The organism is Paenibacillus lentus (assembly GCF_042714055.1).
GTDB classification, from domain to species: domain Bacteria; phylum Bacillota; class Bacilli; order Paenibacillales; family Paenibacillaceae; genus Fontibacillus; species Fontibacillus lentus_A.
Genome location: NZ_JBHGVC010000002.1, coordinates 150,666 through 164,341 on the forward strand (window position 1 = coordinate 150,666; position 13,676 = coordinate 164,341).

General features: G+C 44.0%; 14 protein-coding genes. All 14 read left to right on the forward strand.

The features are described 5' to 3' along the window. Positions 1–142: 142 nt before the first annotated feature. The 14 genes from lgt (at position 143) to ACE3MQ_RS04365 (ending at position 13,631) form a co-directional block, all read left to right on the forward strand. The gene (lgt, locus tag ACE3MQ_RS04300) at positions 143–925 is read left to right on the forward strand and encodes a prolipoprotein diacylglyceryl transferase (RefSeq protein ID WP_379390997.1); all 783 of its coding nucleotides are present in this window, start codon (positions 143–145) and stop codon (positions 923–925) included. Positions 926–952: 27 nt separating this feature from the next. Continuing rightward, on the forward strand, positions 953–1,669 hold the full coding sequence (locus ACE3MQ_RS04305; protein WP_379390999.1) for a response regulator transcription factor: 717 nt from the start codon (positions 953–955) through the stop codon (positions 1,667–1,669). Further along, positions 1,641–3,059 carry a sensor histidine kinase gene (locus ACE3MQ_RS04310; protein ID WP_379391001.1) on the forward strand — a complete coding sequence of 473 codons (1,419 nt, stop codon included), beginning with the start codon at positions 1,641–1,643 and terminating at the stop codon, positions 3,057–3,059. The genes ACE3MQ_RS04305 and ACE3MQ_RS04310 overlap by 29 nt, the downstream gene beginning before the upstream one ends. Beyond that, positions 3,056–3,256: a hypothetical protein gene (locus ACE3MQ_RS04315; RefSeq protein WP_379391003.1), complete on the forward strand. Its 201-nt coding sequence runs from the start codon at positions 3,056–3,058 to the stop codon at positions 3,254–3,256. The genes ACE3MQ_RS04310 and ACE3MQ_RS04315 overlap by 4 nt, the downstream gene beginning before the upstream one ends. A gap of 289 nt (positions 3,257–3,545) precedes the next feature. Further along, on the forward strand, positions 3,546–4,256 hold the full coding sequence (locus tag ACE3MQ_RS04320; protein WP_379391005.1) for a response regulator transcription factor: 711 nt from the start codon (positions 3,546–3,548) through the stop codon (positions 4,254–4,256). A 1-nt stretch (position 4,257) separates the two neighbouring features. Further along, on the forward strand, positions 4,258–5,484 hold the full coding sequence (locus ACE3MQ_RS04325; protein WP_379391007.1) for a sensor histidine kinase: 1,227 nt from the start codon (positions 4,258–4,260) through the stop codon (positions 5,482–5,484). Positions 5,485–5,661: 177 nt separating this feature from the next. Then, the gene (locus ACE3MQ_RS04330; RefSeq protein WP_379391009.1) at positions 5,662–6,954 is read left to right on the forward strand and encodes an ArnT family glycosyltransferase; all 1,293 of its coding nucleotides are present in this window, start codon (positions 5,662–5,664) and stop codon (positions 6,952–6,954) included. After that, positions 6,920–7,672: a glycosyltransferase family 2 protein gene (locus ACE3MQ_RS04335; protein ID WP_379391011.1), complete on the forward strand. Its 753-nt coding sequence runs from the start codon at positions 6,920–6,922 to the stop codon at positions 7,670–7,672. Before ACE3MQ_RS04330 ends, ACE3MQ_RS04335 begins: the two co-directional genes overlap by 35 nt. Continuing rightward, complete coding sequence (locus ACE3MQ_RS04340) at positions 7,662–8,060, forward strand: DUF2304 domain-containing protein (RefSeq protein WP_379391013.1); 399 nt, start codon at positions 7,662–7,664, stop codon at positions 8,058–8,060. Before ACE3MQ_RS04335 ends, ACE3MQ_RS04340 begins: the two co-directional genes overlap by 11 nt. 58 nt (positions 8,061–8,118) lie before the next feature. Beyond that, complete coding sequence (locus tag ACE3MQ_RS04345; protein WP_379391015.1) at positions 8,119–9,921, forward strand: copper amine oxidase N-terminal domain-containing protein; 1,803 nt, start codon at positions 8,119–8,121, stop codon at positions 9,919–9,921. A gap of 213 nt (positions 9,922–10,134) precedes the next feature. Continuing rightward, a complete protein-coding gene (locus tag ACE3MQ_RS04350) occupies positions 10,135–11,085 on the forward strand; it encodes an alpha/beta hydrolase (protein WP_379391017.1) in 951 nt (316 codons plus the stop codon). A gap of 148 nt (positions 11,086–11,233) precedes the next feature. Next, entirely contained in the window at positions 11,234–11,671 is a 438-nt protein-coding gene (locus ACE3MQ_RS04355) for a MarR family winged helix-turn-helix transcriptional regulator (protein WP_379391019.1), read from the forward strand. 51 nt (positions 11,672–11,722) lie between these two features. Continuing rightward, complete coding sequence (locus tag ACE3MQ_RS04360) at positions 11,723–12,949, forward strand: serine hydrolase domain-containing protein (RefSeq protein WP_379391021.1); 1,227 nt, start codon at positions 11,723–11,725, stop codon at positions 12,947–12,949. Between the two features lie 196 nt (positions 12,950–13,145). After that, complete coding sequence (locus ACE3MQ_RS04365) at positions 13,146–13,631, forward strand: RrF2 family transcriptional regulator (RefSeq protein ID WP_379391023.1); 486 nt, start codon at positions 13,146–13,148, stop codon at positions 13,629–13,631. Positions 13,632–13,676: the final 45 nt, after the last annotated feature.

A 13,676-nucleotide genomic window follows, 5' to 3' on the forward strand; every position in this document is an offset into this window, starting at 1 on the left:
TTGCTTCCCTCCATCGTTTTGAAGGGGGGTATTTATCCAAGTGGTCATTCAGCAATCATTAACACCATGGAATGCACAATCTTTCCACATCATTTCCACACAATCCCTTTATAGAATGAAAATATAAAGGAGGTAAGTTAACTTGAGGGTTATTTTATTTGAAATTGGAGGATTCGCTGTAAAATCCTACGGTGTCATTGTTGGATTAGCTGTTTTACTTACTGTAGGAGTAGCATACTTTTTGGCACGAGGGACGGAGTATCAAAAACATATATTCAACCTTGTTTCTTATGTATTAATCGGCGCCATTTTGGGGGCTAGAATATGGCATGTATTCTTCTTTCAATGGGGCTACTATTCCAATCATCTTTTGGAGATTTTTTCGATCTGGAATGGGGGAATAGCCATTCAGGGGGCGTTGGTTGGCGGGTTCTTAGCAATAGCAATATACACATGGAAGAATAAAATTTCATTTTGGGCACTTGCCGATATACTGGCGCCAGCGATCATACTTGGGCAGGCAGTTGGACGAATGGCCTGTTTTTTGAATGGAGACGCTTTTGGAGCACCGACGGATTCAGGCTTCGGCATTGTATATCCGGAAGGGACTATTGCGTTTGAGCGGTATGGTTCCGTTCCGTTGTGGCCGGTGGAAGTCTGGGAAGGGCAGCTCAATCTGATCATCTTTGGTACTCTTATAGCGATGAAGAATATCAAGCTTCCCGTAGGCGTACTATTTTTAAGTTATAATATAATGTATGCGATGGTTCGATTCTCATTAGAATTTCTACGCGGTGATTCGCCTCGTTATGCCTTGGACTGGACTGCAGGACAATGGACGAGTATGAGTATCTTATTGATTTCTTTGATAGCTATGCTATTTTTCTTTAAACGCAAAGGTCAATCAAAATCAATCACATTATAATTATTAAGGTTTTGTACGGGAGGCGGCATGGTGATTAGGCTGCAAGTTTTAGTGGTAGATGATGAATGGAACATGCGGAATTTGCTCCGGATCTATTTGACAAAGGAAGGGTTCGATGTAAAAGAGGCTTCTAATGGCAACGAAGCTTTGTCAATGGTGAGGAAGTATACTTTTGACATTATCCTTTTAGATATCATGCTGCCGGACATGGACGGATGGCAGGTATGTAAAGCAATCCGGGAGAGGGAAAATGTTGCCATTCTCATGTTAACTGCACGCTCTGAAACAAAAGACAAAGTGTATGGTCTGGGGATCGGTGCAGATGACTATTTAACCAAGCCGTTTGAGCCTGAAGAATTACTAGCCCGGGTCTACTCCCTAATACGCCGTTCTGCAATCACTCAATTCTCCGCTCAACAAGAGTCTGTAATGGAGTTTCCAAGCATAAGGATTCTTCCAGAGGGGCGTGAAGTTTATATCAATGATCTGTTGGTGGATTTTACGCAAAAAGAGTTTGATTTAATTATGGTGTTTTCAAAAAGTGGTCAGCGTGTTTTCAGCAGAGAAGAACTCGTGAGTATGATCTGGGGAGATGAATATGGCGGAGAATGTCGGGTCGTCGACACTCATATCAAAAACATTCGGGAAAAGACACAAAGTGCAGGGTTATCTTATAATCTGATCCAAACGGTTTGGGGTGTGGGTTATAAGTTCAATGGAACAGGTAAATCCAATGAGAAATAAAATTGGCTTTAAGTTGGGTTTGATTATTCTTTCCGCTTTTGTCGTTGTGATTGCCTCGCTTGGATTGGCGATCGGGCGCATGTTTTCAAACTTCTATAATGCGGAAATGAGAACAGAGGTGGATGAGCTTACAACTCATTTCACAGTGATGAGCGATTCCCCTGAGATCTTGACTGAACAAACACTTCTTAAGTTTGCTGATTTTTCAAACGTAAGTATCTTATATGTAGATAACCAAGGGAATGTGCTTGCGCATTCCGGTGAACATGATTTATCTGATCAATCATTTATTCGTCCAAGTGACGTGCAAAATCTTTTTTCCGGCAAATCAGTGGGGTTTGAACATACTGATACGAAAGGTGAACGTTATTTTGTAGGGGCTGCACCTATCCTAGAGGGAAATAACGTTATATCAGCAGTATACGTTTTGTCATCAACAAAACATATGGATGAATCCATAGCTGCCGTGCGTAATGTACTGGTTCTATCCGGGATTGGCGCATTTTTGCTGGCGCTTGGAATCACCTGGATTATGGCACAAATTCTATCAAGACCATTGGTGAAAATGCAAGAGGCCACACGTAAAATTGCCGTAGGTGATTTGGAAACGAGATTAAATATTATAAGTAATGATGAAATCGGATCACTAGCTGGAGCTATTAATAATTTGGCGGAAGATCTTCAGCGGTACCGGGATACAAGGCAGGAATTTTTCGCTAATATTTCCCATGAGCTTCGGACGCCGATTACCTTTTTAGAAGGGTATACAAAGGTCATTAAGGATCGTCTGTATGATACGGAGGAGGAGAAGGATAAATATTTAGACATTATCCGTGGCGAAGCACTTCGTTTACAGCATTTGGTGGACGATTTATTTGAATTAGCCAAGATGGAGGAAGGGAAGGTCAGTCTGTCTCTAGAGTGGATTGATCTTGCAGAGATTGCTGATAATGCGGTGCGAAAGATTCGTCTGAAGGCCGGAGATAAAGGATTAGAGCTTAATACACATATCAATAATAGCATTCCCTTGATTCTTGGAGACGGAATGCGTATGGAACAGGTTCTCATTAATTTGTTGGAAAATGCCGTCCGATATACGGATAAGGGGGGCATTCATATCAATTTAAATGAAAATTCCTCGTATATTTATTTGATTGTGGAGGACACTGGAATTGGGATCCCGGAGACTGAGCTGCCTTTTATCTTTGAACGGTTTTACAGAGTGGAGAAATCCCGTTCACGACAGTATGGGGGAACCGGCTTAGGCTTATCTATCGCTAAAAAACTGGTAGAACTTCAAGGAGGAGAAATTCTGGTCTCTAGCAAAATAGGAGACGGAACTCGATTTGAGATCCGGTTTGAGCATGAAGGCCAAGGGGAACGAACATGAAAAAGATGGAGTGGCTAGTCGTAATTTTAATTATGGCCATGGGAATGACCTGCTTGATCATTTCGGCAGCGTCATTTCGTGAGGTGCCCTTTTTTCAAATTGGAAGTTCTTCTATAGGGGAAATTTGTATATCAATGATTGCAGTCAGCGGAATTATTGCTCTTATTTATTTTTTTATTAAAAGTGGTAAGCATTAGGCCACTCTTCTCAAGGGCGTAGCAGTATGATGAATTTTTAGTTAAATTATACTAAGATAGGCCAGCGATTATCGCTTGGCCTATCTTTATTTATCAGCAGAAGTGGTCGTTTTTTTATTTTTTTAGATAAAATTAAGAAAAAATTAAGCATTTGCGTCCATCAATCTTAAGATGTAACGATTAGAATAGGGGTTCACCCGCTAAAGATGCTCAGCAAGAAATCCTGGGGATATGGTATATTTACAACATCGTTGTAGAAACCATAGAGAATAAAGCAGAGGTGCAAATCATGTCCAGAGAGTCGATTTTACTCGTAGACGATGAGAAAGAAATTATTGAATTGATGGAGATCTATCTGAAGAATGAGGGGTATTTCCTTTACAAAGCCTCCAACGGCTTAGAGGCTCTTCAAATCCTGCAAACCCATGATATCGATCTCATTATTCTAGATATTATGATGCCTGAGATGGACGGGATACAGGCCTGTATGAAGATCAGAGAGCAGAGAAATACACCGATCATTATGCTGTCCGCGAAAAGTCAGGATATCGATAAGATCGCTGGGCTCAGCATCGGAGCCGACGATTACGTGACAAAGCCGTTCAATCCGTTGGTATTGATCGCCCGCGTAAAGTCTCAGCTTCGGAGATATAAGCTTTTAAATCGCCAAGAATCGAAAAAAAATGATCACGAGATTGTGATCGATGAGCTGGTGATCAATACCGCGACCCATACCGTAACCGTAGATGATCAGGAGGTTAAGCTGACGCCTCGCGAATTTGCTATATTGGAAATGCTCGCTGTGAATCAGGGCATCGTGCTCAGCATGGACAAGATCTATCAGGAGGTCTGGAATGAACCGTTTATGGATTCCAAAAACACGATCATGGTTCATATTCGGAAGATCCGTGAAAAGATCGAAAAGGATAAGCAAAATCCACGATTTATAAAGACCGTGTGGGGCATCGGGTATAAAATGAAATCGTCAAAGGAGTTGTAACATGACTCGCATCAGACTGTTCAATTCAATCAGATGGAGATTCCTGCTGATTCATATCGTAAGCATCCTGCTTACCGCACTTGTCCTGCTGCTTGGTCGCTTGCTTGCCAGTTACATTTTGCAATTCAATACGATTAATGCTTCACTCATATGGGTGATTCACAATATTGGCTCCAGGCCTACCATGGCCGTATCGGGAATTGGTTTATATTTATTTTTCTATATCATACTAAGCCGCCCGATAGTTCAATACACCAAAGAAATTGCAGACACAATACAGGACATGGCCAACGGCAAATTCCATGAACCCGTCTCGGTGAAATCTCCAACTGAGCTTGGCTTGATCGCATCCCACGCCAATCACATCGCGGAAGAGTTGAACGACTACTTGCGGGAAATCAACCATGGTCTTCATGAAATTGCCAAAGGGCATTTTCAATATGAAATCCCGGTCAAGCCTGACCATGATCTGGGTGAAATTGCGAAGAGCATTAACCAAATGAGCGCACAGCTGCACCATTCCATTCAGGAGGAACGCAACGCGGAGAAAACGAAGAATGACCTGATCACCGGGGTGTCGCACGACCTTAGAACTCCGCTGACTTCGATTTTAGGCTTTCTGGAGCTGATCGAGAAAGACCGTTATTTCGATGAGGTCGAGCTTCGATACTATATCGGCATTGCCTATGAAAAGTCTGTAACGTTAAAAAAGCTCATCGACGATCTGTTCGAATATACGCGTATTAATAACGGTATGCCGCTAGATCTTAAGCGGCTCGACATGAATGACTTTTTCCAGCAGCTTGCCGAGGAATTCGTGCCTAACCTGGAGAGCGCGAGCGTATCCTGCCGTGTCCATGCACCCGATCATCCTGTCATCATTAGAGCTGACGGAGATCATCTCGTTCGGGCTTATGAGAACTTAATCTCCAATGCGATTCGATACGGCAGTGCCGGCAAGCGAGTCGATATTTACATTCAAGAACAAGACAGCCAGGTCGTGATCCAGGTCGTGAATTATGGCGAACCTATTCCTGAACGGGATATACCGTTTATCTTTGATCGATTTTATCGTGCAGACAAGTCTAGGTCGAAGCAGACCGGCGGAGGTACAGGCCTCGGGCTTGCGATTACCAAAAGTATTATCGAGGTTCATGGCGGGAGCATATCCGTGAGCAGCAACAAACGGCAGACCTGCTTTGAAACGATTTTTCCTATAACGAAATAATTCCAATCTACAGCCTTTCACACCCGTGGAAGGTTTTTTTGTTGTCCGATCCTGCCTGAATCATAAGCAGTTATACCGTTTTATTTAAGGATTTGTTAAGCAATCCGACGCCATTTATTAAGAAATCTATTATAAGGTTATAGGAGCTTATCGTCCGAAACGAAAGGAGCATGTCGCATGCTAAACAGATCAACTCGCCATCGTTCGCCTAAGTCGTGGCTCGCGATGACACTCATTGTACTTATTATCGCCTTGGCAGCCTATTTGAGAATAGATTTTCTCGTCTCTGTCAATCACAAGGTATCTCATGATTCGGTTCATTACGATGAGATGGTGAGGCAGCTGCTGGAGAAAGGAATATATGCCTATAAGGATACAGAGCCGAATGCGCAGGTGACGCCGGGATACCCCTTATTCATGGCTGCCATCTACAAGCTGGTCGATTATCAGCACAACGATCCGTTTCCGGTGATCCGTTACACCCAGGTTGCGATGAGTCTCATAACGCTGTGGCTGCTTTATGCTATAGCTAAAAGGCTGGGCGGACGGAATGCCGGCATCGTGGCCCTCTTGATTGGAGCGGTATATCCGCCGTTTGTATGGAGCAATGCAAGCATTCTCACCGAGACACTGGCGACATTGTTTTTCATGGTCTATGTCTACCTGCAGCTCATTGTATTTGAAAAAAAGACGTTAACCTTTGCGATGCTAAGCGGAGCCGCCATGGGACTGCTTGTGCTGACCCGGCCTGAATTTTTGATTCTCCTGTTTCCGATCTATATCTTCTATTATTTTTGGAAAAAGGACAGACGTACGACCTTAAAGCTCTTTTTGTTTACCGTCATCGGGACGGCTGCGGTGCTATCCCCATGGGTGATACGGAATATGATTACGCTAAATGAAATCGTCGTAGCCTCTACCCAAGTGAACCCTTTTCAAGCCGGCACCTATCCAGACAAAAACTATGATGACGGATTGGTAGACCGCCGAGGGAAGACGCAAATGGAAATTGCCAAGGAGCGCTTGAAGGTCGGCTTTACAGAGCATACCTGGGAATTCACCAAATGGTATACGTATGGCAAGCTTAAACAAACGTACTCCAGGATGTACTTCGGCAGCGGCCACGACCCGCTCTATCCGGTGATTCCAATTTTGCCATGGAACTGGCTGAACTGGCTGCATCGCGGACTTATCTTCTTCTCTCTCATTTCGCTCGTCGTATTTGCTAGAAAGTGGAGACAGCCTGCTACGATGCTAGCCATCATTCTCGTAACGATGTCACTTGTAAGACTCGCCTTCGTACCGGAATATCGATATAACTATACGGTCATGCCGTTCATTATCATCATGGACAGCATCGTTGGCGTCGCCCTGATTCGCAAATGGGTGCCGGTTAAACAATATACTGCTCTACCTGCTGAAAGGAGTATGAACGATGCTCAACCATCGCCAGCACCACCTCAACAATAATAAGATTCTTGCCATCGTACCTGCCTACAACGAGGAGGAAGGCATTGAACAAGTGATCGCTTCGCTGCAGAAGCATACACCCTATGCAGACATTTTGGTGATCAATGACGGTTCGACCGATGAAACGGGGCAGTTAGCAGAGAATGCCGGAGCCATGGTGCTCCATCTATGCTGCAACCTGGGCATCGGCGGTGCCGTACAGACCGGTTACCGCTATGCCGCAGAGAACGGTTATGACTATGCCGTCCAGATTGACGGCGATGGTCAGCACAATCCCTCCGATCTCGATAAGCTGCTCAATGGCATGCGAGAGACCGGTGCAGATATGGTAGTCGGATCCCGTTTTATTGAAAAAGAAGGATTCCAATCCACGTTCACAAGAAAGCTGGGGATTGATCTGCTTGTTGGTCTGGTTACGAGATTGACCGGAAAACGAATTACCGATCCTACCTCTGGCTACCGCTTATGCAACCGGAGGGCGATTGCTTTGTTTGCGCAGGAGTACCCTACGGATTATCCGGAGGTCGAGGCTCTTGTACTGCTGGATAATTACCAGCTTTCGTTCAAAGAGATTCCTGTGGTGATGAATGAGCGGCAAGGCGGCGTATCCAGCATCTCACCTCTTCAATCGATTTATTATATGTGCAAGGTGATCCTAGCAATTCTCATTATGAAAACAAGGAAAAAGAAAGCGTGGGAAATGAGTCATGACACCTGATATTTATCTGTTCAGCTTCTTGATCAGCCTCAGCTTCGCCGCGACGATTCTATATCTCATCCGCAATCAAAAGCTGAAGGAGAAGTACGCACTGCTGTGGCTGACACTAAGCGCCATGATGATGATTCTATCCTTATTTCCGTCCATTTTGGATGACTTGGCAGGACTGATTCACATTGAATACGCCCCATCGCTGCTTTATTTGCTTAGTGTCGTCGGGATTTTATTTATCCTGATGCATCTTACGATGGCGGTATCTTCACTTACCCAGCGTAATGTTGAATTGATCCAAACTATCGCTCTGCATGAGCGTAAAATCCATGCGCTGATGAAGCAAAACGAGCTGCAGGAGCAGAAAGGCACGGATCTAGAGACAGCAAGCGAATGATTGAAAATTCTGGTTATATAGAGCAGGAGAACGGGTGGAAAAGGAGTTTTTTACACTGATGAATATTAAAAAAACAATTTTAGCTGCAGTTATTGCCGCCTCGCAAGCGGTATTCGTAATCCCTGCGTATGCGGAGTCCGTGGAAGATATACCGGACAAGCAAATGCAGTATAGCAATAGCGATATCGGAATTTCCAATCAACTGGTCTTATATCTGAATAGCAGCAAAATAGAACAGAACGGCGTAGAATATACCGCACTCCGTGACATGACGGTCAAGCAAGGCGTAACGTATGTAAGCCTTCGCTCGTTAGCGGATCGATTGGGCTATAAGGTCGGATATGATGCAAGTACGAATGAAGCGCTGGTCAGCAGTAGCGATGCTTCGGAGGCAAGGTTCAAAGCGAATCGAAATACGTATGTCATGGACGGCAGCTCTTATCCATTGAATGGCACACCCTATATGGATGAAGGCGTCCTTATGCTCCCGCTGCGATCCCTGGCTGCAGCCTACGACATCACAGTTACGTTAGAGGGGGACAAAGCAGTGCTCCAGCTTCCAGCCGCGACTGTGTCTGAACCGGAACCTGAGCCCGAGCCGAATGAACCCCCGACAGCCTTTTTTATAACGGACAAGTATAAATATCGCATGGGAGAGCCGATTCGATACGAGGATCGGAGCACGGATGATGAGGATGCTATCGTTGACCGCATCTGGGACAATAATAAACCAGCCTTCTTCGAGCCGGGCATCGTCGAGGTATCTTTGCAAGTCACGGACAAGCATGGCTTATCCTCCACTTACAAGCAGCAGATTGAGATTACTACGGAGCTGCTTTATACGAAAGAAGAGTTTGACCGTTTGTATACGCCGGTAGGCAGCAATTTCGATATTTCGGGAAGCTCCGTGCTGTCATTCGATGCCCTCCCCTATACATATCGGACAGAGCCGTATACTTTATTTCGGGCCAGCGGTCCAGAGACGGTAAATAGTGAGGGTATCCTGTATCAGGACACAATCGAAGGAACTACGCTATTTATGATACATCATAAGAACAAGCTCGGAGAAAAAGCGAAGTTCTATGTCGTTGCCGAGAACAAAGGCGAGTCTCCTGCAAGCGTCGATATAAGCGGATTAGGCTTCGCCGGCCCTACCAATCATCCGGAGGTAGCGGGAAGATCCGCGGCAGCAAGATATTTCGAATCGATGATTAACGGCAGAGCAAGCAAAAGCATGACGTTATCGCCGGGAGAAAAAAAGCTGATATTTACGGAACTGAGTGCAGTCACAGTACCTGACGGCGATGTTGTTACCTTGAATGCCGATCTTACGAGCAGCGATCCGATTCAATATACGGTGCTCATCGTCAAGGCAAAGAATGATCCTGTGGAGATGCTCTCTACGCTGCCTTACCTTGATCCGAAGGAATCGATTATTCGGGGAACTTTCAAGGATTCGGCGCGGGTATTCGAATATAACGAACTGGTTGGGACGAAGCCGGAGCGGCTGCCGCTAACCGACAATACCACGGATCCTTTTCAAAAAGGAATAGACGGGATCAAGCTTACCGAGGCTACGAACTCCGGCAATTACGGGGTGCTCTATTATATCGTTCTTAACCGCGTTGCGCCGAATACGCTTATTACCTTCAATCCTCGCGGCGGACTCTACTCTGGTGCAGCGAGAGTGAACAACGAGGTCGTTCACATTAAGCATATTGGCTCTACCCAGGATAGCACTAGTGTCCTTTATCGAACGGGTAGCCAAGAAGAAAGAGTAGAGTTATGGATTACACCGGCAGCAGGCAGTAATTTGCCGTTTACGTTCCTGTTTTTGCCTATGCCTGAGGTGAAGAACTAATAAAGAAGATTTGAACTTGAAGAAGATTGAAGAGGATTGAAGAAAGCAGCTCGAAAATGGAGTTGCTTTTTTTTGCATGCGTAGAAATCAAAAATGTGATGTTTATGGAGAAAATATTAATATGTACTGAAAACGGGAAGCGGTATAATAGAGTGTATTGCAAATTTAACATGTCTCAATATTGAATCTGAGGGCAAGCCGGAGAATATTTTTATGAAGAGAAAGGTGTTTATTGTGATCGCTACTGTTTTTGTTCTACTGTTTCTTGTACTCACCGCTGCAAGCTTCTATTTCTATAATGTTGCGGTCGCACGCGCCGAGAAGGATTTCTTGCGCGGCAATCCCGATTTGGAGGTTAGCGCCAGTCTAGAGGAGAATCCTTATTCGAATAACGAAGCCTGGTGGGAGCAGCAGGCTTTTGAGGAATGGAGCCTGATGTCGGACGATGGGCTTAAGCTGCACGCCTACTACCTGGCGGCTGCCACAAATACGAATAAAACTGTTATTATTGCGCACGGATACAGCAGTAAGGCTGCGGATATGGGCAATTTAGCCCAAATGTACAGCGACAAGCTCGGCTACAATGTGCTTCTGCCGGATGCCCGCGGGCATGGGGACAGCGAAGGAAACTACATCGGGTTCGGCTGGCGGGAGCGCAAGGATTACGTCAGATGGATCGAGCAGGTGATACAGCATTCGGGCGATCAGGCGCAAATCGTGCTGCACGGCGTGTCCATGGGAGGGGCAACCGTCCTGATGACCAGCGGCGAGAAGCTGTCCTCTAATGTAAAGGCGGTTGTAGAGGATTGCGGGTATACTTCAGCCAAGGAGCAATTGGCCTACCAGTTAAAACGAATGTACCACCTCCCGTCTTTCCCGCTCATTCAAACTACGAGCCTAGTGACCAAGCTGCGGGCAGGGTATTATTTCGGCGAGGCCTCGGCGCTTGAGCAGGTGAAGAAATCCGTTACCCCGACGTTGTTCATTCATGGCGACGAAGATTTGTTTGTGCCGACCGAAATGGTATACAAGTTGTTTGAGAACGGTTCGTCAGAGAAAAAGCTCGTTATCGTACCTGGCGCGGGACACGGTCAAGCCCGGTTTGTGAATCCGGAAGCATATGATCGTGAAGTATCCGAATTTCTCGGCGCTTACGTCAAATAATTTTGGATGCCCTGCCAGGATATTTGAATTGTCATAAAAAAAGATACGATCCTTCAAAAATAGGGGAGATTGTATCTTTTTTTTAAAGTTGACTTTTATCAGATGACTCTTTAATATGTTAGCTATCTAACATTTGAGGGTGATCGATTTGGACTTTTATGAACAAGTGAAACAAATTAATGAAGCGGATTATGCCATTAACCGTCTAATTTACAAACATTACAAAAAATATTTAGCTAGCTCTATCACTACTCAACAAGCGGTACTGTTGGATATTGTCTATTATGCTAACAAAATAACAGTAGGTGAGATTGCTGTAGAAATGAACATTAGTTCGAGTGCGGTAAGCCAGCTGATTGCCAAAATGGAGAAAAACCAGTTTATTCACCGTACGATTAATCCTAATAATCGTCGTGAAATTTTTATTACTTTAGATACTAAAGGCTGGGAGTATTTCGAGAAACAAGAGCATGTTGAACGGGCCGTGGCTGATCGTTTATTTTCTAAATTGTCTACTTCAGAGCTTAATGAATTAGAGCGAATCACAAAGAAATTACAGGATATTGCGGTAAAAGAGTTAGCTTGATTTTTTCATGTTAAATATGTTAGTTAACTAATATAATAAGGAGACTTAAGTATGTATAATGCTATATATTCTACGCTTCAAAAAATACAATTCAATGGCGCTGTCTATTTAGAGACGGAAAATAACGACATCATGAATCTAACGCTAGGTTATACAGACCTGAGCAACACTCACTCCATTACAGACAATACATTGTTCGATATTGCTTCTTTAAGTAAAATGTACACAGCCGTGATGATCTTGCAATTAATAGATCAAAAGGCAATACGTTTTGAAGATACATTAAGCAAATGGTTTAAGAGCAGAGCCTTTCAAAGTGTCACGATAGAACAACTCCTAACGCATACAACCGGTATCCCGGAATATATAGGTGACTCTTCGGTTGAAAGTGTTGAGGATATTGAAGGGATTTTAGGGAACAAGGAGCCTTACTTCCCAGCTGGTTGCGGATGGCTTTATACCAATACAAACTATGTACTGTTGGCAAAAATTATCGAGCGAACAAGCGAGCTCTCTTATGAGGATTATTTGCAAAAGATGATTGCAGAGCCTTTGAACCTTGAGCATACAACAACGAAGCCCCAATTCGAGCAAGCTGCTGTCGGCAGGCTATATGATTATATCGATAAGAAATATATCGCTTTAACAGAAGATCCTTTTTTTAAAAATATTGATAAGCAACGTAGCCTTTATGGCGATGGCGGCATCTATTCAACAGCGAAGGATATTGCTCAATTTTTAAAGGGATTTATACAGGGAAAATTAGTATCTCGAAAGCTCGTGAAACGTGCACTAACCCCTACTCCCTTAAATACTGAGTATGGCTATGGATTCATCGTTCAAGACGGCTCAATCGGTCATTCTGGTGGATGGCCTGGCTATTCTTCTCATTGCTTATGTTCTCTGGCAAGCGGGAATATTACTATTCTTTTGACTAATGAAGAGATAAGCCCTGTTTATGAGCAACAAATATTGGCATTCTTAAACGAACCTCAGAATAGTAGGGAACTTGTTGCACAGAAACACCCTAATATTATGTTAATAAACGAATCAGATCATATAGAAGGTACTTATCAACTTTTGGATGAATATCAAACCTGCTTTACTATTAAACGGGGGATAGACTACTTTATTATCTCTTTTGAGGATCAACTGGATACCCATTTGTTTAAAATTGAACCTAATCTCTATTGGATTCGAAATACTATGAGTTATATTCATATTTCAGAAGGGATTTTTATGGATGAAGGCGTAGTAGTACCCTTTAATAAACAATAATCATATCTTAAGTCAGTATGCAAAATATGAATATTATAAGCATTATTTCGCTTCTTGACAGGTAAAATGCATTGTGGTTATTATAGACATATGAAATCCATAATATAAAATTCGAATGAACCAGCTATGCAGACTGAGGCATGTCAACAATTATTGTAGTTCTATTACAAAAATTCACCAGGAAGGGGGGGTTAGGATGCAATTCTCTAAAAGCACCGATTACGCCTTGCATGCTTTAATTCATTTGGCTCATTCTGAGCGTCGCGAAAACATCGGGATTAAGGAGTTAGCTGCGACACTTGACGTATCGGAGAGCTACCTGTCCAAAATCATGTCCAAGCTGAGACAGGATGGAATTGTACGTGCGGTGCCTGGAGTGAACGGCGGTTACGAGCTTGCACGTCCTGCCGAGCAGATTACATTTCTAGAGGTTATTCAGGTCATTGAAGGAAGGCAGCGGTTGTTTGAATGCTCGAATATCGATTCGCCGCAGCATCGTTTGCTGGCTGAAGAGGATGCGGCTGAACCTGCACAGGATGATCAGAACCATAGGGAGTGCCTGGTTAAAAAGGTGATGGACGGAGCTGAGCAGCATCTGCATCAGTACTTACGGGAGCATACGATCCAGTCGGTATTGGACGCTGCTTCCCATGGGGGCAGCTTTGCTATACACAAGAAGTGATCTACTTCTTGTATTTTAATTATGGATATTAGAGATCCATGGAGG

Coding starts and splice junctions, on each gene's coding strand:
- ACE3MQ_RS04320 (WP_379391005.1), top strand. CDS start 3,546: ATGTCCAGAGAGTCGATTTTACTCGTAGACGATGAGAAAGAAATTATT.
- ACE3MQ_RS04330 (WP_379391009.1), top strand. CDS start 5,662: ATGCTAAACAGATCAACTCGCCATCGTTCGCCTAAGTCGTGGCTCGCG.
- ACE3MQ_RS04305 (WP_379390999.1), top strand. CDS start 953: ATGGTGATTAGGCTGCAAGTTTTAGTGGTAGATGATGAATGGAACATG.
- ACE3MQ_RS04350 (WP_379391017.1), top strand. CDS start 10,135: ATGAAGAGAAAGGTGTTTATTGTGATCGCTACTGTTTTTGTTCTACTG.
- ACE3MQ_RS04365 (WP_379391023.1), top strand. CDS start 13,146: ATGCAATTCTCTAAAAGCACCGATTACGCCTTGCATGCTTTAATTCAT.
- ACE3MQ_RS04340 (WP_379391013.1), top strand. CDS start 7,662: ATGACACCTGATATTTATCTGTTCAGCTTCTTGATCAGCCTCAGCTTC.
- ACE3MQ_RS04345 (WP_379391015.1), top strand. CDS start 8,119: ATGAATATTAAAAAAACAATTTTAGCTGCAGTTATTGCCGCCTCGCAA.
- ACE3MQ_RS04325 (WP_379391007.1), top strand. CDS start 4,258: ATGACTCGCATCAGACTGTTCAATTCAATCAGATGGAGATTCCTGCTG.
- ACE3MQ_RS04310 (WP_379391001.1), top strand. CDS start 1,641: ATGGAACAGGTAAATCCAATGAGAAATAAAATTGGCTTTAAGTTGGGT.
- ACE3MQ_RS04335 (WP_379391011.1), top strand. CDS start 6,920: ATGCTCAACCATCGCCAGCACCACCTCAACAATAATAAGATTCTTGCC.
- ACE3MQ_RS04315 (WP_379391003.1), top strand. CDS start 3,056: ATGAAAAAGATGGAGTGGCTAGTCGTAATTTTAATTATGGCCATGGGA.
- ACE3MQ_RS04360 (WP_379391021.1), top strand. CDS start 11,723: ATGTATAATGCTATATATTCTACGCTTCAAAAAATACAATTCAATGGC.